This is a genomic window from Tenacibaculum insulae (assembly GCF_964512435.1).
Lineage (GTDB): Bacteria > Bacteroidota > Bacteroidia > Flavobacteriales > Flavobacteriaceae > Polaribacter > Polaribacter insulae_A.
In genome coordinates this window covers 1,574,187-1,599,894 of sequence record NZ_OZ208512.1, presented here as the reverse complement: position 1 = coordinate 1,599,894, position 25,708 = coordinate 1,574,187, and the positions used below count along the sequence as shown (strand labels likewise).

The following is a 25,708-nucleotide window of genomic DNA, read 5'->3' as shown; positions in this document are numbered from 1 at the left end:
TTTTTACGATAATTCTAGCATTTTAGTTATTGGCAATAATGCTTTTTTCCTAACATTTTCTTCAACTTCAATTTTTGGAGATTCATTAAGTAAACAATCATATAATTTTTGCAATGTGTTTACTTTCATAAAACCACATTCGCTACAAGCGCAAGTATTATCTTCTTTTGCTGGCGCAGGAATTAATTCGGTATTCGGAACTTCTTGTTGCATTTTATGTAAAATTCCTGCTTCTGTTGCTACAATAAATTTTTGATCAGCATGTTTTTTCACATAAGCAATCATTCCGGCAGTAGAACCTATATAAGTGGCTGTTTTTAACATATGTTCTTCAGATTCTGGATGCGCAATAATTTTATAATCTGGATATTTTTTATGCAATTCTATTAATTTATCTATTGAAAAAGCTTCATGCACAATACAACTTCCGTCCCAAAGCAACATATCTCTTCCCGACTTTTCATTAATATATCTACCTAAATTTCTATCCGGAGCAAAAATTATTGGTTTTTCTTTAGGTACAGATGCTACTATTTTTAATGCATTTGACGAAGTACAAACAATATCGCTAAGTGCTTTTATCTCGGCAGAACAATTTACATAAGTAATTACAGTATGATTAGGATGTTTGTTGGTAAACTTTTTAAATTCTTCTGGCGGACAAGAATCTGCTAAAGAACAACCAGCCTCTAAATCTGGCAAAACAACCATTTTTTCTGGACTTAATATTTTAGCCGTTTCAGCCATAAAATGCACTCCAGCAAAAACAATTATCTCTGCATTTGTTTCTGCTGCTTTTTGCGACAATCCTAAACTATCGCCCACATAATCGGCAACTTCTTGTATTTCTGGAACCTGATAATAATGCGCTAAAATAATTGCATTTTTATCTTTTTTTAATTGATTTATCTTCTCTTTTAAATCCATTTAAGTTCTTTTTTTAACTTTTAACAACCGATAAGCTTAGCTTTTCTAACTCCTTTTCTAATTTACCTAACACATCTGCTTGCAGTTCCAACTCTTTTAAAACAACTGTTTTTACTTCTTTAAATTCGTTTTTAAAACCCGTAAATAACTGTTGATAATACGCAACACCTTCTGTTAAATTATTTGTAAACGTTTTTAAATACTTCTCTTCTTTTTTTGTGATAGAAATTTTAGCTTCTTCAAATTTGTTCTTCAAATAATCTACATACATTTCTAGCTCTTTTACAAATAAATTGGGTCTATCTGTTCTCGAAATCATATTCTCTCGTCCATAAATATGATTTACCATATTTTTTAAACTCATCACTTTAGAATAATATGCCATATTGGGACCTGGACAGATCGAAACTCCATCTCCTTCTACCTTAGTATCTAAATCGTACGCCAATAAAGTAGAAGTTCCTAAACCAACACAGGTACAAGATTTTTCGATAATTTTATTATATTTTGATTGATAAACCTCTTCAGAAAACCCTTCTTTTTCGAGCTCTTTTATCTTTAAATATTGATATTCTCTAGAAGCCGTACAAATTCCCGTTTCTTTAAATTCTTTATTTAAAGCCACAAACTTTTTAGGACAAGAACTTCCTGGTCTTCCTTTATTAATTAACTGCTGCTTTTCTAAATCTTTTGTATTTTCTTTTAAATTATTAAACGGAATTCCGAGTGGCGAAATATCACTTAAATACAAATCCTCTTCTTTTGCTTTTGTTAGTTTTTCTAATGTTTTTTTATCTACCGTTGTTGCTTCTGGTACCAATAAAAAAGGTGTTCCCCAACCAACAGAATCTAAATTATATTGCTCCATTAAAAAAGCATGTTCCTCTTTTGTACCAACGCCACCTTGCGCCGTTATTTCGATATTTAAATCGTTTTTAGGAACCACTCTATTTTGATTTTCAAGCTCTTTGTACAACAGTTGTAAAACCGACGTTTTTAACGCTGTTCTTTTTTCGTTAAACTCCGCCAAAACAGGTCCTAAAAGATAACCATCGGTTGCAAAAGCGTGACCACCACAATTTAATCCAGATTCAATACGATATTCTGAAACCCATAATCCTTTTTTTGCTAAAAATTTTCCTTGGATAATTGCCGAACGATAATCACTTACTTTTAAAATAATTTTCTTTTTTAAGAATCCTTTTTCATCTGGATAAAAATCATCAAACTCTGCCATATAGGTATATAACCTCGGATTCATTCCAGCAGAAAGCACTACAGAAGAGCTTAATTTACTATTGGCAAAACCTCTTAATGCCGCGTGTGCATCGTTATATTTTGTTGGCTGTTTTTCTTTTTTAACGTAGTTCTCTTTATCAACTTTGGTCATAATATTTACATCAATATTACCCATTGTTAAATTTTGAGTTGCCCAACGTTTTACCTCTTCAAATTGAAATCCTTTTTGAACCAAATCTTGATATTCTGATTTAATTTTTGATTGTTCTGGAAGCAAATTTATGTACGCCTTAAACTCTTCGTTTTTTTCTATTGCGCTATTTTTTAATGCTTCAAATTTTTCGCTAGCCAAATCGCTAATCAAATCTAAATACGACGTAATTCTCTTTGCTCTAAAATCATCTATTTTATCAGTAATTTCTTTGTACGGAATTTCGAATTTTTCGCTGTACATTTTTCGTAATTTCTCTAATAAAATATCATCAACCAAAGAAACTACAGAATCGATACCGTATTTAGCAACTTTTAATGGCGTATCTAACGTAAAACCTATTCCCATTACAGGAATATGGAATGAATGTGTGTGTTTCATTTTATATATATTTATATTTTAATCCCAATCTAATAGGCGTTTTTGTCCTTCTAATTTTTGAATTTCGGTAACATCTTGCGACATTTCTATTACGCCTTTATAATTCTTTTCCTTATCGCGAATTGCAAAATATCGGATGTGAATTACGCGTCCTTTAAAGTTGAACCAAAACTCAGCTACATCTTTAGTTCCGGCTCTAAATTCGTCTACAATTCGTAAAACTGTTCCAACACTTTTTGGCGGATGACAAAATCGAACTTCACGACCAATAATTCCTTTTGATCTAGAAAAAACACGATCATCACCTCTGTTATAAAAAATTACCTTGTCGTTTTCATCTACATAAGTAATATCTACAGGTAAAAAACGCAGTAATAAATTAACTTGTTCTGGCGTCATATATCCTTCATCATAATGAAAAGTGTTTTCGGTTGAAAAGGATAATTTTCGATTCGAAAAATCTTCACTCGGATGCACATATTCTTGTTTTTCTGGCGTAGGATATTCTGTTGGCTTGTTCGCTAACATCCAACCAACTTCTTCATCGCCTTCGTAAAATTCTTTCCACTCATCTTCGGTTAATAATTCCATTGCTGTAGGAAACAATCGTACATCTTCTACACTTAATAAACGTTTAATTCCTTCAATTAAATACGGAATATTTTCTGTAATTTTTTGAGTGTTTTTTTCTTCATTATAACCATTTAACAATCGTATTTGATCTCTTAAATTATCATGAAAAGACCACATTCCTTGACTTGGACCATTCCAATCATGTTTTTCTAAATAAGGAAATAATTGATTTTCTTTTCTAACAAAACGTTTTTCAATAGTTGTTAATTGATTAAAAATATTGTAATACTTTTGAAAATCTACCACGCAATCTGCGTCATAAAGTTCCATTAAAATATCTTGAATTAAGGCGCTTTCCTCGTAATATACTTTTACAGGATGCCCTTCGGGTAATTTATTTACAACAGGTAAAAATGAGTTCATTTTTTCAACTTTTCAATGCCTTGATAAAGGCTTTTAATAAAATTAGTGCGATGGATATAATTGAAATTACTAAACACACACCAAACAGAAAAAATGCAATATATGTACCATACAAACCGTCTTGCATTTCAGAAAAATGGACCTCTTTTGTAAAATACATCCAATGGCTTCGTATTGCTCCGGCATATAATAGTGTGCAGAAAAACAGCAGTAAAGAGCCTTGAAATAAATAATAATTTCGTTTTACAAAAAGGGTATCTATTTTAAAAGTTGGTATTGTTTTTTGTGCGATAAAAAAGAGGGATGCTAACAAAATTGTGGTATTAATTCCGATGGTTGTTCCCATAGAATGCGCCACAGTAATATGCGTTCCGTGTGTAAAAAAGTTAATTGCCGGAATAGAAAAAAGCAGCGCCAAAATAATATTTAAAAACACCCAAAAATCTGCCGCAACTAAAAACTTGTACGCCATTATATTTCCTTCTTTTTGAGAAGTATTTAACGATTTTTTCCAAACGTAAATAATGTTTGCTAAAACCACCCATTCGGTCATGCTAATTCCGTATGCAACATAACGAATCCATGGTTGGGTAGGAATAATGTAAGTGTGATGCGCCCAACCAAACATTAAATTTGTTAGTCCTAAAAAATAAAAGAAAAACACTTTTTTTCCTCGTGTAGAAGCTTCATCCGACTTTATTTTTGACATCACATAAATTGCCGTTCCGTACACCAACATATTCCACGATCCCACAAAAGATCCGTACGATTTCCATTGTACAGAAATATCTTTGATAAAATATTCTCTAAAACTAGGAATCAACCAAAAATGCGATTCACATAAATGATAAATCATAAATACAATTCCGGTTCCCCACATCCAATAATAAACTGGCCAATTCTTAACTTTTTTTATTAATGTTTTGTAATAATTAACACCAAATAAAATCCATCCAATTAAAATTGGGATGGTTAAAAATGGCGTAAAAGCCAAGTATTCTCTACCATTCATATTTCCTGTTATAAACGAAATATAAATTCCGACTCCCGATAACAAGAAAATATAAAAGTGCGTTTTTTGTAATTTAAACGAAAATAATGGCAGTTTTTCTACTTCAGTTAAATAGTAATAAACGCCGCCAGTAACACTTAAAATAATCCAAGAAATAACCGTAGAAACATGAAAAGGGCGCATTTTACTAAACGGAATAATTTCTTTTAACATTTCAGGAAAAATGTATTGAAGCGATGCTAACAGGCCAAATAAAATGCCAAGTAACAATGCCGAAAGCGACAATATTAAAAAATACAGTGCGGTTTTATTTTTCATCTTTATATTTTAATTCTACCCAACCATTTGGTTTAAATTCGGCTTCGTAATTCGGAAAATAGCCTGTACCATCAATCGCTTTAAAAAAAGAAACAAGCGCTTCTTTTTCTTCTTCCGAAAAACTAAATTTCGGCATGGATTTCACACCACTATTTAAAAATGCTTTTATATAATTGGCTCCTTTATTTTCGTTGGAATACACGTTTGTTAAATCTGGACCTAAATAACCGCCCAAGCCATAAATTTGATGACAAGACCAACAATTATTGTCTTGCCACAACAATTGTCCTTTCATGGCTTTTTCTGATAATTTATAAGGTGTTACAGCTGATTTAGATGTGTAAACAAAAAAATTATAGCTGCTAAAAATTAGCATCAATAGTGTAATTATTAAAATATTCCTTTTTGTTTTTTTCTGCATTTTTTTAAAACATCAAAATCGATGGTAAATTTATTGTTCATCGTAAATTCATCATATGACATATATCATGCAATGAAAAAAATATTATTTCTTGATCTTTAAATAACGAATAACTCTTTTTCGTTTAATTTTGAAGTGTTTTTCTTTAGATGATAATGCCTTAATTGATGCTCTTTTTGTCTACCAGAACTAAAACTCGACACTCTTTTTAAATATCCGATTACTCGTGTTGCATGATCTACATCCGCAGAACCACAAGATTTACAACTATAAACTGTTTGTTTATCAATATGTTCACAATGGTTACAAATAGTAATTCTGATATTAAAACAAAAATAATTACACCCCGATGCTGCTGTTGCATGTATTAATTTTACAAACCCTTCTTTATTTGGCGTTTCTTCTAAATTAAGATGCAATGCAGAGCCTCCATCGAGATATTTTATGAGCTCTTTTCCATGTAAAATTATTTTATCTAAAGTGTTTGTTGCGTCACTTTCTACCTCGTAGAAATACGAATTATAACAATCTCTCGTTACTATTAATCCATCTTTCCTATCCCATTTAGCATTTTTAACACCCAAGTTTTCCGCAGGAACAAACTCTGTATTAAACAGATATCCATATTCTTTCTTTGCCAATTTATTTTCATCATAAATTGCTTTTAAATGACTATTTACAAAAGCCTTATACTCACTGTTATTAGACGCTACAATTCCCTTACTTTCAGCAGCTTCTACCATGCCATTAATACCAATTGTTAAAAACTGTTTATCTAACGAAATAAATCCGGCTTTATAAACTGGTAATAATCCTGCTGCTTCATATTCATTAATTAACGCCCTGTATGCTACTTGGTATTTATGAATTTTACGAACCTCTTCTACAATATTAGCGCCCTTTTGCACCAATCTATTCATGTTTAAAGTGATCACGTTGATAGAACCCGTTGCAACACCACCAGCACCTAAAGAATAACTAAAAGTATTGTCGCTAATTTCGTTTCGCAATCTGCAACACGAAGCCAAACTATCTGCATTTTCTGATTGATAAATAAAAAATGAATTTCCTTCACTCAACTCTTCTGCACACATATTTGTAAATTCAGTATCTAACGGTTTGCCGTCTTTAACAAGCATTGCTGCAGTTACTACCGGAAAAGTTAAAATTGCTTTATTACGTTCTTTGTTAAACCATTTCATGAAAAAATTCTGTAACCTCTTAACGCTTTCCCAAGTTGGTTTTGTTCCATCAGGAAAAACAAAACTGCCAAACATGCTGTTAAAATAATTTTCATCGTATAAGGAAATGTTCCAAAATACCGATTGATACCCTCTTGCTGCAGCTGGCTGATTTACAGCATACACAACGTGTTGCAAGTGATTTTCAATGGTTTTTTCTGCGGTTTGCAAATACGAATTCCCATAATCTTGCGAAGCAAAATAATCGAAATACATTAAAAACTCTACCGTTGCTAAAGCCCCTGCAAACTGAGAACTTACTGCAAAAACAAGGTTTACAAACTCGCCACAAAAGCTTTCTAAGTGTTTTGGCGCTCTGCTTTCGCCACCTAATTTTGTTAATCCATCAAACAAAAAAGGATACATACTTATAGAAACACAATAAGGTTTTAACGAAGTTTCATCATGCACATAAATTTCATGTTCTTCAATTTGACGAATGTATTCATTTGCCATTTTTTCTCCAAAAAGCGATGCTATTTTTCGCTTTACCAACGACCTGTTTACCTGAATATTGATGTCTTTATTTAACTCAGCTTCCATCGTTGCTATATTTTTGGAAGTTACGTTGGCATTGGCATCAACTTTTGAGCCATCTGCTGCATTAGATGAGTTTATGTACGCATCTATAAAGTTCATTTTTTGTTGTACTTGAGTATCGGTAAGTCGTATCATGAGCGTTATTTTTTAATGAATAAATGATTTAAATTAGTGTTTGTTGCTATTTCTATAAATTTTTGATTGGTTTTTAAACTCTCTAATCCTCCTAAAGCTTTTTTCCACTTACCTGTTTTTATCCAAGTGAGTTCATTTAAAATCGTTTTCGAAACCTGTTTTTCGCCTGTATATAAACACGTTTTATATGTTTTTGCTTTGGCAATTTTTAAAAATTTAACAAGTGTTTTTTCATGCCATTCTCCTCCCATAAACAAAACACAAGTCGCAAATTTTTGGTATTGCTCTAAATATTTTTCAAAATTTATTTCTGATAAAAATGTTCCGCTTCCTTCTTTCCATAAAAAAGGCGAATGACAACCTTCACAACGAAGTGAACATCCAGAAATAGAAAAACATAAACTGATTTCTCCCGGAACTTCCTGTAGTACAATTTGAAAATTATGGCAATACATTTTAAATAAAGATTAAAAGGTCTTAAATTATTTTATAAAAATATAAAGGTTTTTAAAACATCTAAAGTCAAATAAAAAGAGTTATTAAAAATGTTATCAACAAAACGTAATAGGCTAAATATCAGTAATCTCTATATTTTTAAAAACAAAAAAAATGCTTCTACACATATATGTAAAAGCATTTTTGGTTAAAATATTTTTTGTATAACCTTATAAAATCAACAATTTAATCTTTAGGATAAAAAATTAATACGTTTTCACTTTTTTCAATTTCAGCTTGATTAATTTTCATTTTCACAAACTTACCGTCCACATATTTTTGCGCTTGATCTTTATAATGATCGCTAAAAACATTACCCGATTGTCCGGTTGGTAAAATTGCAATACTATTTTCTACATCCGAAAAATCAACAATTCTTCTGGTTGATGGACCCGCAGTAATTTTATAAACTCCAGTACTATCAATATTGTAAATTTGATTATTAATCACCTGGTCTCCTCCATTTGTTTTAAAAGGACCAACGTTAAAAAACTTACGTAACAATCCGCCTGCTTTCCCAATTGGATGCTCATATTCTACCGAAGCAACTCTATTCCATTTCCAATCTTCAACATTTTCACCTAACTGATTTTGTAAAAAAACAATCGCGTTTTGAAACGATTTCGTTATAATCATTTCTTTCGTTTCTACTTTATTTTTCGTTGTAACATCATCCCACCAAACAGAATTTTCTCTTTTAGCTTGTACAGGTAAAACCTTTTCAATTAAAGGCGTATTTGCAAATTGATTGTATGCTTTACCCATTTCGTCTTGAAACGTGTTTTTTTGAAATTCGTAAATAAATCGGTTATAAATTACAGGACCTATTTCATTTTTACCATAATATCCTTTCCAATTTTTTAAAAGATGAAATGCCTTTTTTTCACTAGCTGTAAGCTGAATTCTTTTTACATTTCTTGTTAAATGCATTGCTATTTCAGGAGCAGTTGGCGAAGTTACATCGTATATCATGGTAGCAACATCTTCTTTAGTCCAATCGTTTTTAGGTGCTAATAAATCAACAATTCTTTTTGCTCTATCTTCTGATAAATAATACCCAGGATACAACATTCCTGCAATAGAATCTGGCTGATTATTTGCTGAATACACATAGTTCCAACTCGGGTTTATTGCTTGCGGATTTTCCTCAAAATTAATCCATTCTTTAATTTCATCATCACCAGAAGCACCGTTTAAAATCAACTTTGTATGCAAGCTATCGCGATATTTATACAGTTTTCCCGAAGCAAACCAAGCAATATTATTTTTAGCATCGCCATACATAATATTTAATCCAGGTGCATGTAATTTACTCGCCCCAGTTTTAAATTCTGACAACGATTTTGCATGCGACATTTGGTAAGAAACCTCTAATAATTGATTCTTTAATTTGGTATAAATCCACTGCATTGCAATTGGTCGCTCATCATCAATAAAATCAATTAAATCATTCATTACAGGTCCGTGCTTACTTACTTTTATTTGATATATTGTATCTACACCACCTTTTATTTTAATCGTTTTATCTATTAATTTATATTTCTGATAACCTGTTTTAGTTTTATATTCTGATGGATTATTTGGGTTATTTTGTTCGTAATAAAAATCAACATCATCATTTTCAAACATTGTTAATCCGTATGCATAATTTCGATTATGCCCTAAAAGCGGAAAAGGTGTTAAAGCTAAATTAAAACCATAAATTTCGTAATCTGGTGTTTTAATATGCGATTGATACCAAACTGAAGGTTGCGAAAATCCGATATGCGGATCGTTTGCAAAAATTACTTTTCCGTTTTTAGTTTTTTCAGGCCCTAAAACCCAAGAATTACTTCCTATAAAAGGCGAAATTGGTAACTTATCTAACAGTGTATTCATTGCCTGCGCAAACCCTGCTTTTATTTCAGGATTTTTTTCATTCTTTATCAATGTAAGATTCTTAAAATTTGCGCCATTTAATTCGTTAAAATAAGCATCTCCTAATTTCTCTTTCACTTCTGTTAACAATGGATCTGTTTTATGCGCTACCGCAAAACTAAATGCCATGTATCCGAAAACATTATACACATCTTTAATGGTATATTTTTCCTTTTCAAGTCCTACTAAATAAAATTCTAACGGAGTGGTTCCTTCTTCTATAAACTGATTAATTCCTTTTAAATAAGCCTCTGTTAATTTATACGCTTCGGATTTTCTATCTAAACCATGAATTGTTTTTACAGCCGCTTCTTCAATTCCTAATCCAGAGAAAAATTTATCTGTACGCACCAAATCATCACCAAAAACCTCAGCCAATCTTCCTGCTGCAATCCTTCTGATTAATTCCATTTGCCACAACCTATCCTGCGCATGCACATATCCTAGGGCAACGTAAGCGTCTTGCTGATTTTTCGCATTAATATGTGGTACGCCAACCGCATCATAATGCACGGTAACTTTATCTGAAATTGCAGCGAGCTCTAACTCACCATTATAAGTTGGGTGTAATGTTCTAGTAAAAATCCAAACACCTGCAATTAAGAGTAACAGTATAGCAATAATTATTTTAAATAGCTTTTTAAACAGTTTCATTTCTTCTTGATTTTGCTCAAAGATAACAGAAATATAATTTGTATTTATAAACGCAAAAAAACACCAACTAAAAATTTTAATTAGTTAATAAAATCAACGTTAACACAAGTAAAGGGCGCATTTTTTAATTTAAATATCCTTAAATTTTTACACATCAATAAATACTTTATAAAAAATAAGTAACAAAACAACTAACCCTTCGTCTTTCATTTACTAACCAATAAAAAGGTACAAATGTTAGAAAACTTGACAGAACGAAAAAAAACGTGGAATACAATTTTTATTTTCCTCGTTATGGTTACAATTTTAAGCTCTCTATTTCATTATGCAATTGTTAATTTATATCCTTCACGAATATATATTGGCGGATTAATGTGGTGCCCCGCAGTAGCTGCAATAATCACATTAAAAATAAAAGGTCGGCCTATTTCATCATTAAGATGGAACTGGGGAAATTGGAAATACATTCGATTTTCTTATTTTATTCCTGCATTATATGGTTTAACAACATATTTATTAATCTGGATTTTTGGCCTTGGAAATTTAGCTAACGAGAAAGTAATTTCTGATTGGGTTAAAGAACTTGGATTGGTTGGAATAGGAACATTAAATACAACATCTTCAATAATTATAGCTGTAATTTTATTAGGAACGGTTGAAGTGATAAGAGCATCGGCAACAACTTTAGGTGAAGAAATTGGCTGGAGAGGTTTCTTTATCTACGAATTAAAAAAAGTGATGTCTTTTACTGGTGTTTCGGTTTTTAGTGGAATAATTTGGGCCTCTTGGCATTGGCCTTTGATAGTTTATTACGGACAAAATGTAGCTTTGGAATTAACTACCTTTTTTGTTGTTATTATCTCAATGTCGTTTATTATGACTTACTACACATTTAAATCTAAAAGCTTATGGCCAGCGGTAATATTTCATGCAGTAAGTAATGTGTACATACAAAAAGTTTTTCCTCCTTTAACAATGAAAGTTGAAGGAACTGAAAATTGGCTTGGCGAAAACGGAATTATGTTTGCTATTGTGACTTTTGCTTTTGGTATTTATTTTTGGAAAAAAGCTGTTAAAGAAAAAATATAAACTTTACAAAACCATAAAACGCACTATATTTATTGCTTATTTAATTTTACCATACTACTTGAAAATTAAATATGCTTTAATAAATTTATTAAAGTATATTTAACCTCAACAATTTAGTTATATAACTATAAAAAATAACGCTCTATATTCTACTATCGGCAATTAACATTGGTTTTTATCAAAAACTAGAAACTAAATAAGTAAATGAACAAAACTGTCTCTTTTTATAAAAATTTGATAATATTTGGAATTCCAATGGTGATTATTTTATTAATGGTATTCATTACTAAAACACATTTGTTTCTTCTCAATTCTGAAAATATAGCTATCGGAATTACATTTGATTTTATATTAACAATCCCTTTTATTTACTTTTTACTTATAAGAAAAACTGATATTCCGAAAACAACCATTGTTCCGTTGTTAATTCTTTGTACAATTCTTTGTTCCATAATCCTTCCTTCTGAAAATCAACAATACCTAAACCTTTTTAAGACTTGGATTCTTCCAATAATTGAGCTCTTAATTTTATCATATGTAATTTATAATATTAAAAAAGCTGTTAAATCTTACAAACAAAAACAAGAAAGCTCTTTTGATTTTTTCACAACACTAAAAAGCACTTGCTACGAAATACTTCCAAAAAGTGTTGTAATTCCTGTTGTTACAGAAATTGCTGTTTTTTATTATGGCTTCATCTACTGGAAAAAAAGAGAACTAAAAGAAAACGAATTCTCATACCACAAGGATAGCGGAACAATAACTTTACTAATTGCAATTATACTGATTGTCGCTGTCGAAACACTTGTTTTACATACACTACTCGCAAAATGGAGCAATCTTGCAGCTTGGATTTTAACTTTTTTAAGTATTTACTCTGGAATTCAAATATTTGGATTTTTAAAATCCATGTATAAAAGACCCATATTAATCGATAGTAACAAACTTTATCTTCGATATGGAATTATGACTGAAACAATAGTTGATTTAAAAGATATTGACGTAATTGAGATTTCATCAAAAGACATTGAAATAAATAATGAAACTCGTAAACTATCTTTTTTAGGAGAACTAGAAAGTCACAATGTTATTATTCGTTTAAAAAGAAAAAACACCTTGATTGGGCTTTACGGCATAAAACGAGAATTTAAAAATTTAGCGATATATATTGATGATAAAATTGAATTTAAGAATCGAATAAGTAACGCCATACAACAACCTATATAATTAATTCCAAGACTTTTTATTATTGCTTTTTTATTTTGAGTAACTCGAACTTTTAAAAAGCCTATACTATCATTTTTTGTTACAACTCTATATATTATCTTTACACTCATAATTGTACAACAATCGTACAACACTTGTTTAGGAATTGTAATTACTTTTGTTTTATACTAAGAACAACACAACACCTGATATAAAGAGATTAAGCCATTAAAAAACATTTTAAAAGAGATGAAAAAAATTCAAATGGTTGACCTGCAAGGTCAATATGCAAAAATAAAACCTCAAGTAAATAAAGCTTTTGAAAACGTTTTAGATACCGCCTACTATATTGGTGGCCCTGAAGTAAAAGGCTTTGGAAGCGATTTAGAAAAATATTTAGATGTTAAACACGTAATTCCGTGTGCCAATGGTACCGATGCATTGCAAATTGCAATGATGGGATTAGGTTTAGAGCAAGGAGATGAAGTTATTACTGCTGATTTTACTTTTGCTGCAACTGTAGAAGTTATTGCTTTATTAAAGTTAACTCCTGTTTTGGTTGATGTTGAACCAGACACCTTTAATATTGATATTGAAGCCTTAAAAAAGGCGATTACACCAAAAACGAAAGCCATTGTTCCTGTACATTTATTTGGCCAATGTGCCAATATGGAAGCAGTAATGCAAGTTGCAAAAGAACATAACTTATTTGTTATTGAAGACAACGCGCAAGCAATTGGTGCCGATTACACATTTTCTGACGGAACAACAAAAAAATCTGGAACGATTGGTAACGTAGGTACAACATCTTTTTTTCCATCAAAAAACTTAGGATGTTATGGTGATGGTGGCGCAATATTTACTAATGATGATGATTTAGCACATACAATTAGAGGTATTGTAAATCACGGAATGTACAAACGCTACTACCACGATGTAGTTGGTGTAAATTCTCGTTTAGACAGTTTACAAGCCGCTGTTTTACAAATAAAATTACCTTTATTAGATAGTTTTTGTGATGCTCGTAGAGAGGCTGCAATGTATTACACAGAAGCTTTTGCTACCAATTCTAATATTATTACGCCAGCAATTAGTGTTTTTTCTACCCATGTTTTTCATCAATATACTTTAAGAATTACCAACGGTAAAAGAGACGAATTACATCAACATTTGTTAGACAATAATATTCCGAATGCAATTTATTATCCAGTTCCATTACATGCCCAAAAAGCTTATAAAGACGAACGTTATAATGAGGCTGATTTTACAATTACCAATCAACTTATTAATGAAGTAATTTCATTGCCAATGCATACCGAATTAGAAGAAGAACAATTAGCTTTTATTGCCAAAACAATTAATGATTTTATTCAATAATTAAAAGGTATGAATCAAAAAATAAAAACGCTTAAGATAATCCACCTAGCATTGATTGCCGGAGTAACTTTTGCTTATTTTTTAATGGGTGATTTTAAAAACATTTTAAATTTAGAAATTGATGAAGCTTCATTGGTTTATTCTTTTATTCCTGCGGTAGCTTATGTATTAAGCAACTTTGTTTTTAAAAACACGTTAAAAGGAATTAACAAAGTTAATACTGATGATGAAAAGTTTGCTATTTATCAAACTGCTTCAATTTATAAATGGGCAATATTAGAAGCGGCTTGTTTTATCATTTTATTTTTTAAATCAGATTTTCTTCTTTTCGGAGTAATTCTGTTATTTTATATGATTCTTTTAGCACCTAAAGAAGATAAAATATATCCGCTTTTAAACATTAAAAGCTAAAACAAAAAAAAGCGAACTCAAATTGAGTTCGCTTTTTTTTATTTAAAATCTATATTTTTAAGCATCAATACTAGCACCGCTTGCAGTAACACTTCTGTCAATTTTACGCATTAAACCTTGTAAAACTTTACCTGGTCCAACTTCAACAAACTCAGTTCCTCCATCAGCAATCATTGCCTGTACACATTGTGTCCATTTTACAGGCGCTGTTAATTGTGCTATTAAATTTTCTTTAATTTCATCAGGATTTGTAACCGCTTTTGCAACTACATTTTGATATACTGGGCAGGTAGGCTCACTAAATGTAGTTTCCTCTATTGCTTTAGCTAACTCTTCGCGAGCAGGCTCCATCATTGGCGAATGAAACGCGCCTCCAACTGGTAAAACCAATGCTCTTCTTGCTCCTTTTTCTGTTAAAACTTCACATGCTTTTTCAATTGCTTCAACTTCTCCAGAAATAACCAATTGCCCAGGACAATTATAATTTGCCGCAACTACAACACCGTTAATTTCAGCACAAGTATCTTCAACTATTTTATCTTCTAAACCTAAAACTGCTGCCATAGTTGATGGTGCAATTTCACAAGCTTTTTGCATTGCTAAAGCTCTTTTAGAAACCAATGTTAATCCGTCTTCAAAAGACAATACTCCGTTAGCCACTAAGGCAGATAATTCTCCTAACGAATGTCCTGCAACCATTTCTGGTTTAAAATCATCGCCTAATACTTTTGCTAAAATTACAGAATGTAAAAATATTGCTGGCTGCGTTACTTTTGTTTGCTTTAAGGCTTCTGCAGTTCCTTCAAACATAATATCAGTAATACTAAAACCTAATATTTCATTTGCTTTTTCAAAAAGTTCTTGAGCTAATGGTGATTTTTCATATAAATCTAATCCCATTCCTGTAAATTGTGCTCCTTGACCTGGAAAAATATATGCTTTCATCTTTTTATTTGTTGTTTGTTTTGTGCTGCAAACATACACATTTTTAAAGTTATTATTAATGATCGTTTTTGTTTTACAAAACAAAAAAACAGTATTTTAAAAGTAAATTCAATTCCATTATTTGTACTTTCGACACATGAATACTTCTAATTCTCTTTGGCAAATTGCCGTTCAAAAATTTAAGCAGAGTAAAATAGGAATGCTTAGTTTTTGGTATATTATTTTCTGCGGATTTATCGCCGTTTTTTGCTATGTTTTAGCTCCAGACAATAGTAATGCTGCCAATCAGATGCATTTAGAAATTCATTCTAAATCTCCAGGATTTTCTGTGATGATGCTTAGTATTCCACCTAAATCAAAAAAAGAACAATCTTTGTTTGCTGTTTTTATGGATGGAAAACAAAATTCGCCTACCGAAATACCTATAAAATCCTACAAGCTAATAAATAACCAATTAGAAGTTTTAAAATATTCTGATGGATTACTAAAAACATATCCGTTATCTTTATTTAAAAACCAACCTGAAAACTATATTCAACAAAAAACTTTTTGGTTTGGAACCGATAAATACGGTCGCGATTTATTAAGTAGGTTATTAATTGGAGCCAGAATTTCATTTTTTATCGGATTTATAGCTGTGTTTATTTCGCTTTTAATCGGAATTCCGATTGGAGCAATCGCGGGTTATTTTGGTGGAAAAATCGATACTTTTATTATGTGGGCAATTAATATTACCTGGTCTATACCTACGTTATTATTGGTTATTGCCATCACTTTAGCATTAGGAAAAGGTTTTTGGCAAGTATTTATCGCAGTCGGATTAACCATGTGGGTAGAAGTTGCTCGTGTAGTACGCGGGCAGGTAATTACCACCAAACAGCAACAATATGTTGAAGCAGCAAAAGCGTTAGGTTTTTCTGACTTTAGAATTATTTTTAAGCATATTTTACCGAATATTTTGGCACCTATAATTGTAATATCTGCAGCTAATTTTGCAGCAGCAATTTTAATAGAAAGTGGCTTGAGCTTTTTAGGAATCGGTGCGCAACCTCCTACGCCGTCTTGGGGTGCCATGATTAAAAATCATTATAACTATATTATTTTAGGAAAACCGTTTTTAGCATTAATTCCTGGTTTGGCAATTATGAGTTTGGTGATGGCTTTTATGTTGATAGGAAATATACTTCGTGATGCTTTAGATGTAAAAAATTAATTTGATTTTACACCCAAAATTGGCAAATACACTCGCGTTAGGGATTGTAGCGTTTGTTTGAGCTCTTTTGTGAGGCACGAACAAAAAGCGAGTGCGAAAAGCCCGACCCTTGTGGTAACGCCCAAAAAATGAAAGGTTGTATCTTCGCTTTTCAAAAAAATAAAAATACAAATGAGTTTTAGTGTAGATTTTAAAACAAGATGGTCTGATTTTGATGCCAATATACATATGCGACACACGGCATATAATGATTATGCTGCCGAAGTGCGATTGCGTTTTTTTAAGGAGCATGATATTACGATTCAGGATTTTTCAAAAGAAAAAACTGGTCCTATTTTATTTGAAGAAAACACGAAGTTTTTACGAGAAGTTCATATGGGTACTGACATTACTGTTAATCTGAAAATAATTGGATTATCAAGTAAAGGTGAACGTTGGAAAATTCAGCATGAGGTTTTTAACGAAGCAGGAAAATTATCAGCCATAATTACTGTTTACGGAGCTTGGTTAGATTTGGTAAAAAGAAAACTTTCTGTTCCGCCAACCAAATTTCAAACAATATTTAATCAAGTTGAAAAAACGGATGATTTTAAGGAGATTCTGCTAAAAAGTTAATTACGCTATCTGTAATAAATTGAATTCGTCAATCTGAACTTGTTTCAGATTCTCATAACAAATGACTGATTTTCTCTTAAAATGAGATTCCGAAATAAATTCGGAGTGACATAAAAGAAGGTTTAAATAAAAAAAGTATTTAATTAATGAGCAACGCTAAAAAAATACAATTAGTTATTGCAATTATTGTTTTAATTGTTGGTTATTATTTAAAACCTCAAGAAAATACTATTGATTTTCCTGCGGATATTGTAATTGAAAATACTAATGATTTTAATTATTCACCTACTTCAACAACCGGAGTTGTTATAAAACACAACGGTTATCAATTATCCTATAACGAAACGCATGAGCAAGCAGAATGGGTTGCGTATGTATTGGATAAAAAAGATATTGTTTATAACAACTTTAAACGTCCTTATTTTATTAATGATCCGAAGGTAAAAACAAAATCTGCCAATTGGAGGAGTTATAAAAAATCGGGATACGACAAAGGTCATTTATGTCCTGCGGCAGATAAACGATATTCTAAAGCGGCGCATGACGAAACTTTTTACACTTCGAATATTTCGCCTCAAAAACACGATTTTAATGCTGGTCTTTGGAATAAATTAGAACAAAAAACACGCTACTGGGCTAAAAAACACCATCGCTTATATGTTGTAACTGGCGGAATTTTAAATAGTAATTTAAAAACCATCGGTAAAGAAAAAGTGAGTGTACCTAACGAATTTTATAAAATATTGTTAGACTATACGCAACCAGAAATAAAGGCAATCGCTTTTTTGTTTCCGCATAAAGAAAGCAAACAACCTTTATATAATTTTGTGGTTTCTATTGATGAAATTGAACAAAAAACAGGAATCGATTTTTTTCCTGCGCTGCCTGATGCTATTGAAAACAAATTAGAAAGTTCTATCAGTTATAAAAACTGGAGTTTTAGGTAAAAAACAATAAAAAAGCTTCTCGCAAATGAGAAGCTTTTTTTAAACGCTGTACGGGCAGGGAGACTCGAACTCCCACACCTTGCGGCACTAGATCCTAAGTCTAGCGTGTCTACCAATTCCACCACGCCCGCATACATATTGAATTGTGGCTGCAAATATAAACAATACTTATAAACTACAAAGAACAAGCGCAAAATTTTTATTATTTTTGATGCTTACTAAATTTCAATAGATGAAAAACGTTCAAGAATATATTAGTCAACATAAAGATAGATTTATAAACGAGTTAATCGATTTATTAAAAATCCCTTCTGTAAGTGCAGATCCTGCCTTTAGCAAAGATGTTTTAAACACTGCCGATGCTGTAAAAAACAGTTTAGAAAAAGCTGGTTGTGATAAAGTTGAGATTTGTGAAACACCAGGATACCCGATAGTTTACGGAGAAAAAATTATCGATCCTAATTTACCAACAGTTTTAGTATACGGTCATTACGATGTACAACCTGCCGACCCAATTGAATTATGGGATTCTCCTGCTTTTGAGCCTGTAATTAAAAAAACAGATATTCATCCTGAAGGAGCCATTTTTGCGCGTGGTGCTTGTGACGATAAAGGGCAAATGTACATGCACGTAAAAGCAATGGAATACATGACAAGTACAGGAAACTTACCTTGTAATGTAAAATTTATGATTGAAGGTGAAGAGGAAGTTGGCTCAGAAAGTTTAGCTTGGTTTGTACCAAGAAATAAAGAAAAATTAGCTAACGATGTAATTTTAATTTCTGACACCGGAATGATTGCAAACGATATTCCATCAATCACAACAGGTTTACGTGGTTTAAGTTATGTTGAAGTTGAAGTTACAGGGCCAAATAGAGATTTACACTCAGGTTTATATGGTGGAGCTGTTGCAAATCCAATCAATATTTTAACAAAAATGATTGCTTCGTTACACGACGAAAACAACCATATTACCATTCCTGGTTTTTATGATAATGTAGAAGAATTATCTGCCGAAGAAAGAGCTGAAATGGCAAAAGCTCCTTTTTCTTTAGATGAATATAAAGATGCTTTAAAAATTGACGATGTACACGGTGAAGCTGGCTACACAACCAACGAACGCAACTCTATTCGTCCTACTTTAGATGTAAACGGAATTTGGGGAGGTTATACAGGCGAAGGTGCAAAAACAGTGATTGCTAGTAAAGCATATGCAAAAATTTCGATGCGTTTGGTGCCAAACCAAGAATGGAGACAAATTACAGAGTTGTTTAAAAATCACTTTGAAAGTATCGCTCCAAAATCAGTAACCGTAAAAGTAACGCCGCATCATGGTGGACAAGGATATGTAACGCCTATCGATAATATTGCCTATCAAGCGGCAAGTAAAGCGTATCAAGCAACTTTTGGTAAAACTCCAATTCCGCAACGTAGTGGAGGAAGTATTCCTATTGTCGCTTTGTTTGAGCAAGAGTTAAAAAGTAAAACAATTTTAATGGGATTCGGTTTAAATTCGGATGCAATTCACTCACCAAACGAACATTTTGGCGTTTGGAATTACTTGAAAGGAATTGAAACAATTCCTCATTTTTATAAATATTTTACCGAATTATCTAAATAATTTAAATCCGCTCAAATCGAGCGGTTTTTTTGTTACTGTCACTTCGAGTAATCTTATTAAAGCATGAAATAAAATTGTATCAATAATTTGGGCGTTCCGTAATTATTTTGAAAATAATTACGGCAGGCTTTCAACTATATCTTTTTTACCAAAACTTCAACTATACTACATTTTTATTAAATTTTCTACTTAACCCAAACCCGCTACTCACTTATACAAGTTGTAAAAAAGGATGCCGTTTCAATCCTTAACGCAAACAAACTCATCAACTTTAAAATAAAAATCAATACAATATTTAAACTCTACATTTGTAGAATTAAAATATTTATTCTATGTTTGTAGAGCAAAAAAGAAATACACTATGCAATTATCAAAAACCGAAGAACAAGTAATGCAATATTTATGGAAGCGTGAAACTGCTTTTATGAAAGATTTACTAACCGATTTTCCAGAACCAAAACCAGCAACTACAACAGTAGCCACTTTATTAAAAAGAATGACCGACAAAGGTTTTGTAAGCTACAAACTATTCGGAAAATCAAGAGAATATTATCCGCTAGTTAAAAAAACGGATTATTTTTCAAAACACGTAAACGGATTGATAAAAAACTTTTTTAACGATTCAGCTAGTCAGTTTGCTTCATTCTTTACCAAAGAAACCAATCTTTCTAACGAAGAATTAAAAGCCCTAAAAAAAATAATTGATAGTCAAATTAAAGAACAACAATAATGATTACTTATCTAATAAAATCTACATTATGCTTAACGCTTTTTTTAGCCTTTTATCATTTGGTTTTAGAGCGTGAAAAAATGCACCGTTTTAATCGTTTTTATTTATTAAGCGCTGTGTTTGTTTCTTTTTTAGCGCCATTATACACCATTTACATCAAAGTAATTCAAGAACCAATTACAGTTTTTACGCAATTACCTGATGAGAACATCACTTTTACTCAAGAAGTTGTAGCAACAGAAACTCCTATTAATTATTGGAATTATGCCATCTATTTTTCGGTAGTTATATCAGCTATTTTATTGGTAAGGTTCATTAAAAATTTATATGCTATTTATAAAAAAGTTAGTATTTCTGATAAATTCAAACATCAAAATGCAACCATCGTTTTAATAGCTGATGAAATTTTACCACACACTTTTTGGAACTATATTTTCATCAACAAAGCTACCTATGAATCTAAAGAAGTAGAGCAAGAATTATTTACACATGAGTTAACCCATGTTGCTCAAAAACACACTTTTGATGTATTGTTTGTAGAGTTATTGAAAGTAATTTTTTGGTTCAATCCTATATTTTATTTCTTAAAAAAATCGGTGCAATTAAATCACGAATTTTTAGCCGACACAAAAGTAGTTACGCAACATAAAAACGTATCAAAATATCAACATTTACTAATCAATACTTCAGCTTGGAGCAACGAATATGCATTGGCAAGCAACTTACACTATTTAGTAACAAAAAAACGAATAATTATGATGACAAAACAAACATCTAAAGCGGTAATATTACTTAAAAAAGTAGCCGTATTACCATTAGTAATAGGAGCATTTTTTCTGTTTGCAGAAAGAGTTGAAGCACAGGAAAGTGTAGAGACAATTGTAGAAAATGTTCCGTTTAACAGTGTAAAAACTGATGATTCTGAACTTTACAAAAAGTATGTACACAGAAATGGCTTTATCGTTATAAAAGACGAAAAAGGTAAAAAAGTCAAGAAAAAATACAACGAATTAAATGAAGAAGAAAAAAGAAGATTACCGCCACCACCTCCTCTAAATTCAAAAGAAAAAACACCTTCAAAAGAATTAATTGAAAGTTTAAAAAACAGTAAAAAATATGCACTTTGGATTGATGGAAAAGTGGTAAAAAACGAGGTTCTTAATAATTACAAAGCCTCAGATTTTTCTAACTACTCTGTTAGTTTCGTATATAAAAATGCACGCAGTAAACGTTTTCCGCAAAAACATCAGGCTAGTTTATCAACTAAAAAATATTTTAAAGTTCAGAATAAAAAACGAAAAGAGGATTTTTTAAATTACTTAAAAAACCAATATAAAGTTGAAGAGATAACAATTAAAGAGACTCCGAAGAAAAAATACATAGACGCGCCTGTTAAAAGAAAATCCTCAAAACAAAGTATTGCTTCTGAACAAGTTATAGATGATATTAGGCTGAAGTTAGAAAATGTAAATGCTCTTAAGTTGAGTATTATTAATAACGATACCATTTTACCACCGCCACCTCCAAAACGTACGTCTACAAAAATTGTAAGAAAAGGAGAAAAATCTAATATTCCACCACCTCCATCTCCGGTAATAAAAAAAGGAGAAGTTTCAAATATTCCGCCTCCACCTCCAGCAATAAAAAATAAAACAGAAAAAAAAGGTTGGGTTTACCTAAACAATCAAACCATATATTACGTAAAGAAAGACGGTAAAACACAATATTATAATCGTTGGGGAAAATCTGTTGATGAACACGGAAAAGAGTTAAAACCAATAATTAAAATTGATAAAATAAAAAACTTAAGTAATAGGGAGATTTCTGAGTTAAAATACGAAACAACCAAAAAAAATGTAACCTATTATTTAAATAATAAAGAAATTAGTAAAAAAGGACTAAATAAACTTGATCCAAAAACAATTGATAAAATGAAAGTTATAAAAAACAAAGATGGTTCAGGATCAATTTATATAACTACTAAAAAATAAGAAAATCATCTTATTTTAAGTTAAAAGCCTCTTAATTGAGGCTTTTTTTGTAACATTTATTAAATAATATCGTTCTTATGGTATAAGCTTATTTTATGTTAAAACAATTTTTTCTTATTTGTTCGGGAGTAGATTTAAAATTAATTAAAGACTGCGCTAATGGAGAACAAAATAAATATGCAGGTATTGGCGCTACCGTATTTTTTACCGCATTAATGGCAACCATTGCTTGTAGTTATGCTCTTTTTACTGTTTTTAACAACATTTTTACCGCTATTTTCTTCGGATTAATATGGGGATTATTAATTTTTAATCTCGATAGGTTTATTGTTTCAACCATCAAAAAAAGAGAGTCTAAAAAACAAGAAATAGCACAGGTAGTTCCGCGGTTACTTTTGGCTTTTATAATTGCCGTTGTAATTTCTAAACCTTTAGAATTAAAAATATTTGAAAAAGAAATTAATCAAGTTTTATTGACAGAGAAAAATCAAATGACGTTAGATAATAAAACACAAATTGCACAACAATTTACACCTGAAATTGATAAAATTCAAGCTGAAATAAACGATTTAAAATCTGAAATTTCTACCAAAGAAAATGACGTAAATAATTTATACGAAACTTATATTGCCGAAGCTGAAGGTAGAAAAGGCACAAAAAAATTAGGGAAAGGCCCTGTTTACAAGGAAAAACGAATAAAACACGATGCCGCTTTAAAAGAACTTAGCGAATTAAAAAGCAACAATGCCGATAAGATTAAGTCTAAAGAAATTGCTATTGCTAATTTAATTCATCAACAAAAAGACAGCGAAACAAAAACACAACCAATTATTAATAATTTTGACGGGTTAATGGCACGTATAAACGCTTTAAACACCTTACCCTGGCTACCATCTTTTTTTATTTTCTTATTATTTTTAGCTATTGAAACTGCTCCTATTTTCTCTAAACTTATCAGTTCAAAAGGAGAGTATGATTTTAAATTAGAAAATGAAGAATCTAAAATTAAAACGTGGATACAACAACAAGTGCATCAACGAGAGGCTATTTTAAAAACAGATATTGAAATCAACAACAAAATATATTCCGATTTAAAAACAGAAGAGGAATTATACAATTACAAACAAAAAATAGCACGTAATCTTATCAAACTTCAAGCAGATACTTTTTACAAAAATCAACAAGAAATTTTATAAAATAATCATATTCGAATTTTTAACCTCTCCAATAGTAAAAGTACTATAAGTACTTCCTATATGTTTTAAAGCTGTTAATTTATTTACCATAAAATCGCGATATTCATCCATATCTTTTACATAAATTTTTAAAATATAATCGTAATCTCCACTTACATGAAAACATTCCGTAACTTCTTGTAACTTATTAATTTCTTTCTCAAAAACAACAATATATTCCTTGGTATGTTTTTCTAATTTTAAATGACAAAATACCAAAAACGATTTTTCAACTTTATTCTTATCTAATAACGCAACATATTGTGTTATAATTCGCTCTCTTTCTAATTTTTTAATTCGCTCGTACACTGCCGTTACCGACAAAGACAAGTGTAAAGAAAGCTGTTTAGTAGTTTGTTTACTGTCTTTTTGCAGTAATTCTAAAAGTTTTTTGTCAGTTGCATCTAATTTCATCCGAAAATTTTACAAGTTTTTAAGGTTAATTTATTTAAAAATCAAAATTTAAAACTAAAATACACAAAAAATAAAGAAAATAAATCTACCAAACAATATTAATATTGATTTATAATCAAAAAAATAAGTTTTTTACAGTATTAAAAACAACTAAAAACTTGTACTATGGATTTTAAACCAGCAAACAACATTCAAGATTTACAATATTTCGGAGAGTTCGGAGGTGTAAATCCATCAATCTCAGATTCATCAACATATACCTTTTTAAAAGCAAAAACAATGTTTGATACTTTTGAAGGAAATACCGATGGCTGCTATCTGTATTCACGTCATACTTCACCTTCAAATTTATATTTAGGTGAAGCATTGGCTGCGATGGAAGGTACCGAAACAGCTAATGTTAGCGGATCGGGTATGGGAGCAATTACAGCTACTATTTTACAAGCTTGTGGCGCCGGAGACCATATAGTATCTAGCAGAACTATTTATGGAGGAACGTATGCTTTTTTAAAGAATTTTACACCACGAATGAACATACAAACTTCATTTGTAGACATTACAAAACTAGCAATTGTAGAAGCCGCTATTACCAAAAACACAAAAATGATTTATTGCGAATCTGTTAGTAATCCGCTATTAGAGGTAGCAGATATTAAAGGATTATCCGCTTTAGCGAAAAAACACAATTTAATGTTAGTTGTAGATAATACATTTTCGCCTTTATCAATTTCGCCAGCGCAATTAGGTGCCGATGTGGTAATACACAGTTTAACAAAATTTATTAATGGCTCTTCGGATACCATGGGAGGTGTTGTTTGCGGTACTTCGGATTTTATAAACTCTCAAAAAAGTGTAATTGACGGAGCGAGCATGCTATTGGGCTCTTCAATGGATTCTTTGCGATCTTCATCAATTTTAAAAAATATGAGAACGTTACATATTCGCATGAAACAACACAGTAAAAATGCGGCGTTTTTAGCTGATAAATTTGAAAAAGATGGATTAAAAACAGTATATCCTGGATTAAAATCACATCCGTCACACGAAATTTTTAAAAGCATGATGAATGCCGAATATGGTTTTGGTGGCATGCTAACTATTGATACGGGATCTTTAGAAAAAGCAAACGCGTTAATGGAACTGATGCAAGAAAAAAATGTAGGTTATTTAGCGGTGAGTTTAGGTTTTTACAAAACATTATTCTCGGCTCCTGGAACTTCTACTTCATCAGAAATACCTGAAGATGAACAAAAAGAAATGGGCTTATCAGATGGATTAATTCGTTTCTCTATCGGTTTAGATGATGATATTGAAAGAACGTACAAAACAATAAAAAAATGTATGTTAAAAGTTAATGTTTTAAATCAAGAATTAACAGCTGTCTAGGCTATTAAAAAAAACGTATCGAGAATTTATTAATTATTCTC

The 25,708-nt window shown here is 31.0% G+C and carries 22 protein-coding genes and 1 tRNA gene; 12 read left to right on the top strand and 11 right to left on the bottom strand.

What is annotated here, in order from left to right:
* Positions 1-3: 3 nt before the first annotated feature.
* The 8 genes from nadA to ACN5J5_RS07335 all read right to left on the bottom strand — a co-directional run bounded on the left by nadA (position 4) and on the right by ACN5J5_RS07335 (position 10,487).
* Positions 4-927, bottom strand: a complete 924-nt coding sequence (nadA, locus tag ACN5J5_RS07370; RefSeq protein WP_418644287.1) for a quinolinate synthase NadA — start codon at positions 925-927, stop codon at positions 4-6.
* A gap of 13 nt (positions 928-940) precedes the next feature.
* Complete coding sequence (locus tag ACN5J5_RS07365) at positions 941-2,758, bottom strand: hypothetical protein (RefSeq protein WP_418644286.1); 1,818 nt, start codon at positions 2,756-2,758, stop codon at positions 941-943.
* 18 nt (positions 2,759-2,776) lie between these two features.
* Positions 2,777-3,754 (bottom strand): DUF438 domain-containing protein, encoded by a 978-nt coding sequence (locus ACN5J5_RS07360; protein ID WP_418644285.1) that lies wholly within the window; start codon positions 3,752-3,754, stop codon positions 2,777-2,779.
* A gap of 4 nt (positions 3,755-3,758) precedes the next feature.
* Positions 3,759-5,084 carry a cbb3-type cytochrome c oxidase subunit I gene (locus tag ACN5J5_RS07355; RefSeq protein ID WP_418644284.1) on the bottom strand — a complete coding sequence of 442 codons (1,326 nt, stop codon included), beginning with the start codon at positions 5,082-5,084 and terminating at the stop codon, positions 3,759-3,761.
* Positions 5,074-5,505 carry a c-type cytochrome gene (locus ACN5J5_RS07350; protein WP_418644283.1) on the bottom strand — a complete coding sequence of 144 codons (432 nt, stop codon included), beginning with the start codon at positions 5,503-5,505 and terminating at the stop codon, positions 5,074-5,076. The genes ACN5J5_RS07355 and ACN5J5_RS07350 overlap by 11 nt, the downstream gene beginning before the upstream one ends.
* A gap of 98 nt (positions 5,506-5,603) precedes the next feature.
* Positions 5,604-7,421, bottom strand: coding sequence for an anaerobic ribonucleoside-triphosphate reductase (gene nrdD / locus ACN5J5_RS07345; RefSeq protein ID WP_418644282.1), 1,818 nt, complete (start codon positions 7,419-7,421; stop codon positions 5,604-5,606).
* 5 nt (positions 7,422-7,426) lie between these two features.
* On the bottom strand, positions 7,427-7,876 hold the full coding sequence (nrdG, locus tag ACN5J5_RS07340; RefSeq protein ID WP_418644281.1) for an anaerobic ribonucleoside-triphosphate reductase activating protein: 450 nt from the start codon (positions 7,874-7,876) through the stop codon (positions 7,427-7,429).
* 226 nt (positions 7,877-8,102) lie between these two features.
* Positions 8,103-10,487 carry a penicillin acylase family protein gene (locus ACN5J5_RS07335; protein WP_418644280.1) on the bottom strand — a complete coding sequence of 795 codons (2,385 nt, stop codon included), beginning with the start codon at positions 10,485-10,487 and terminating at the stop codon, positions 8,103-8,105.
* Positions 10,488-10,781: 294 nt separating this feature from the next.
* Here ACN5J5_RS07335 and ACN5J5_RS07330 point away from each other — a divergent pair, with 294 nt between their 5' ends.
* The 4 genes from ACN5J5_RS07330 to ACN5J5_RS07315 all read left to right on the top strand — a co-directional run bounded on the left by ACN5J5_RS07330 (position 10,782) and on the right by ACN5J5_RS07315 (position 14,570).
* A complete protein-coding gene (locus tag ACN5J5_RS07330) occupies positions 10,782-11,576 on the top strand; it encodes a CPBP family intramembrane glutamic endopeptidase (protein ID WP_418644279.1) in 795 nt (264 codons plus the stop codon).
* Positions 11,577-11,810: 234 nt separating this feature from the next.
* Entirely contained in the window at positions 11,811-12,803 is a 993-nt protein-coding gene (locus tag ACN5J5_RS07325) for a hypothetical protein (protein ID WP_418644278.1), read from the top strand.
* A gap of 228 nt (positions 12,804-13,031) precedes the next feature.
* Positions 13,032-14,159, top strand: a complete 1,128-nt coding sequence (locus tag ACN5J5_RS07320; protein ID WP_418644277.1) for a DegT/DnrJ/EryC1/StrS family aminotransferase — start codon at positions 13,032-13,034, stop codon at positions 14,157-14,159.
* A 9-nt stretch (positions 14,160-14,168) separates the two neighbouring features.
* On the top strand, positions 14,169-14,570 hold the full coding sequence (locus ACN5J5_RS07315) for an MFS transporter (RefSeq protein WP_418644276.1): 402 nt from the start codon (positions 14,169-14,171) through the stop codon (positions 14,568-14,570).
* A gap of 57 nt (positions 14,571-14,627) precedes the next feature.
* Here the strand turns inward: ACN5J5_RS07315 and fabD are convergent, their stop codons facing one another.
* The gene (gene fabD, locus ACN5J5_RS07310) at positions 14,628-15,515 is read right to left on the bottom strand and encodes an ACP S-malonyltransferase (protein ID WP_418644275.1); all 888 of its coding nucleotides are present in this window, start codon (positions 15,513-15,515) and stop codon (positions 14,628-14,630) included.
* A 136-nt stretch (positions 15,516-15,651) separates the two neighbouring features.
* Here fabD and ACN5J5_RS07305 point away from each other — a divergent pair, with 136 nt between their 5' ends.
* The 3 genes from ACN5J5_RS07305 (at position 15,652) to ACN5J5_RS07295 (ending at position 18,290) form a co-directional block, all read left to right on the top strand.
* Positions 15,652-16,728 (top strand): ABC transporter permease, encoded by a 1,077-nt coding sequence (locus tag ACN5J5_RS07305; protein ID WP_418644274.1) that lies wholly within the window; start codon positions 15,652-15,654, stop codon positions 16,726-16,728.
* Positions 16,729-16,899: 171 nt separating this feature from the next.
* Entirely contained in the window at positions 16,900-17,343 is a 444-nt protein-coding gene (locus tag ACN5J5_RS07300; RefSeq protein WP_418644273.1) for an acyl-CoA thioesterase, read from the top strand.
* A 146-nt stretch (positions 17,344-17,489) separates the two neighbouring features.
* Positions 17,490-18,290 (top strand): DNA/RNA non-specific endonuclease, encoded by an 801-nt coding sequence (locus ACN5J5_RS07295; RefSeq protein ID WP_418644272.1) that lies wholly within the window; start codon positions 17,490-17,492, stop codon positions 18,288-18,290.
* 49 nt (positions 18,291-18,339) lie between these two features.
* Here the strand turns inward: ACN5J5_RS07295 and ACN5J5_RS07290 are convergent.
* Positions 18,340-18,421: transfer RNA gene (locus tag ACN5J5_RS07290), tRNA-Leu, on the bottom strand.
* A 101-nt stretch (positions 18,422-18,522) separates the two neighbouring features.
* Here ACN5J5_RS07290 and ACN5J5_RS07285 point away from each other — a divergent pair.
* From ACN5J5_RS07285 to ACN5J5_RS07270, 4 genes are all read left to right on the top strand, one after another.
* On the top strand, positions 18,523-19,911 hold the full coding sequence (locus tag ACN5J5_RS07285; protein WP_418644271.1) for a dipeptidase: 1,389 nt from the start codon (positions 18,523-18,525) through the stop codon (positions 19,909-19,911).
* 361 nt (positions 19,912-20,272) lie between these two features.
* The gene (locus ACN5J5_RS07280) at positions 20,273-20,641 is read left to right on the top strand and encodes a BlaI/MecI/CopY family transcriptional regulator (RefSeq protein WP_418644270.1); all 369 of its coding nucleotides are present in this window, start codon (positions 20,273-20,275) and stop codon (positions 20,639-20,641) included.
* Positions 20,641-22,632 carry a M56 family metallopeptidase gene (locus ACN5J5_RS07275; RefSeq protein ID WP_418644269.1) on the top strand — a complete coding sequence of 664 codons (1,992 nt, stop codon included), beginning with the start codon at positions 20,641-20,643 and terminating at the stop codon, positions 22,630-22,632. Before ACN5J5_RS07280 ends, ACN5J5_RS07275 begins: the two co-directional genes overlap by 1 nt.
* Positions 22,633-22,727: 95 nt before the next feature.
* Positions 22,728-23,828 (top strand): DUF4407 domain-containing protein, encoded by a 1,101-nt coding sequence (locus ACN5J5_RS07270; protein WP_418644268.1) that lies wholly within the window; start codon positions 22,728-22,730, stop codon positions 23,826-23,828.
* Here the strand turns inward: ACN5J5_RS07270 and ACN5J5_RS07265 are convergent.
* On the bottom strand, positions 23,823-24,281 hold the full coding sequence (locus tag ACN5J5_RS07265; protein WP_418644267.1) for an Lrp/AsnC family transcriptional regulator: 459 nt from the start codon (positions 24,279-24,281) through the stop codon (positions 23,823-23,825). The genes ACN5J5_RS07270 and ACN5J5_RS07265 overlap by 6 nt on opposite strands.
* Positions 24,282-24,446: 165 nt before the next feature.
* Here ACN5J5_RS07265 and ACN5J5_RS07260 point away from each other — a divergent pair, with 165 nt between their 5' ends.
* Positions 24,447-25,667 (top strand): aminotransferase class I/II-fold pyridoxal phosphate-dependent enzyme, encoded by a 1,221-nt coding sequence (locus ACN5J5_RS07260; protein WP_418644266.1) that lies wholly within the window; start codon positions 24,447-24,449, stop codon positions 25,665-25,667.
* Positions 25,668-25,708: the final 41 nt, after the last annotated feature.

Excerpts from the sequence above, each read along its gene's own strand:
- nadA (WP_418644287.1), bottom strand. The coding sequence starts at position 927 with ATGGATTTAAAAGAGAAGATAAATCAATTAAAAAAAGATAAAAATGCA.
- ACN5J5_RS07365 (WP_418644286.1), bottom strand. The coding sequence starts at position 2,758 with ATGAAACACACACATTCATTCCATATTCCTGTAATGGGAATAGGTTTT.
- ACN5J5_RS07360 (WP_418644285.1), bottom strand. The coding sequence starts at position 3,754 with ATGAACTCATTTTTACCTGTTGTAAATAAATTACCCGAAGGGCATCCT.
- ACN5J5_RS07355 (WP_418644284.1), bottom strand. The coding sequence starts at position 5,084 with ATGAAAAATAAAACCGCACTGTATTTTTTAATATTGTCGCTTTCGGCA.
- ACN5J5_RS07350 (WP_418644283.1), bottom strand. The coding sequence starts at position 5,505 with ATGCAGAAAAAAACAAAAAGGAATATTTTAATAATTACACTATTGATG.
- nrdD (WP_418644282.1), bottom strand. The coding sequence starts at position 7,421 with ATGATACGACTTACCGATACTCAAGTACAACAAAAAATGAACTTTATA.
- nrdG (WP_418644281.1), bottom strand. The coding sequence starts at position 7,876 with ATGTATTGCCATAATTTTCAAATTGTACTACAGGAAGTTCCGGGAGAA.
- ACN5J5_RS07335 (WP_418644280.1), bottom strand. The coding sequence starts at position 10,487 with ATGAAACTGTTTAAAAAGCTATTTAAAATAATTATTGCTATACTGTTA.
- ACN5J5_RS07330 (WP_418644279.1), top strand. The coding sequence starts at position 10,782 with ATGGTTACAATTTTAAGCTCTCTATTTCATTATGCAATTGTTAATTTA.
- ACN5J5_RS07320 (WP_418644277.1), top strand. The coding sequence starts at position 13,032 with ATGAAAAAAATTCAAATGGTTGACCTGCAAGGTCAATATGCAAAAATA.
- ACN5J5_RS07315 (WP_418644276.1), top strand. The coding sequence starts at position 14,169 with ATGAATCAAAAAATAAAAACGCTTAAGATAATCCACCTAGCATTGATT.
- fabD (WP_418644275.1), bottom strand. The coding sequence starts at position 15,515 with ATGAAAGCATATATTTTTCCAGGTCAAGGAGCACAATTTACAGGAATG.
- ACN5J5_RS07305 (WP_418644274.1), top strand. The coding sequence starts at position 15,652 with ATGAATACTTCTAATTCTCTTTGGCAAATTGCCGTTCAAAAATTTAAG.
- ACN5J5_RS07300 (WP_418644273.1), top strand. The coding sequence starts at position 16,900 with ATGAGTTTTAGTGTAGATTTTAAAACAAGATGGTCTGATTTTGATGCC.
- ACN5J5_RS07295 (WP_418644272.1), top strand. The coding sequence starts at position 17,490 with ATGAGCAACGCTAAAAAAATACAATTAGTTATTGCAATTATTGTTTTA.
- ACN5J5_RS07285 (WP_418644271.1), top strand. The coding sequence starts at position 18,523 with ATGAAAAACGTTCAAGAATATATTAGTCAACATAAAGATAGATTTATA.
- ACN5J5_RS07280 (WP_418644270.1), top strand. The coding sequence starts at position 20,273 with ATGCAATTATCAAAAACCGAAGAACAAGTAATGCAATATTTATGGAAG.
- ACN5J5_RS07275 (WP_418644269.1), top strand. The coding sequence starts at position 20,641 with ATGATTACTTATCTAATAAAATCTACATTATGCTTAACGCTTTTTTTA.
- ACN5J5_RS07270 (WP_418644268.1), top strand. The coding sequence starts at position 22,728 with ATGTTAAAACAATTTTTTCTTATTTGTTCGGGAGTAGATTTAAAATTA.
- ACN5J5_RS07265 (WP_418644267.1), bottom strand. The coding sequence starts at position 24,281 with ATGAAATTAGATGCAACTGACAAAAAACTTTTAGAATTACTGCAAAAA.
- ACN5J5_RS07260 (WP_418644266.1), top strand. The coding sequence starts at position 24,447 with ATGGATTTTAAACCAGCAAACAACATTCAAGATTTACAATATTTCGGA.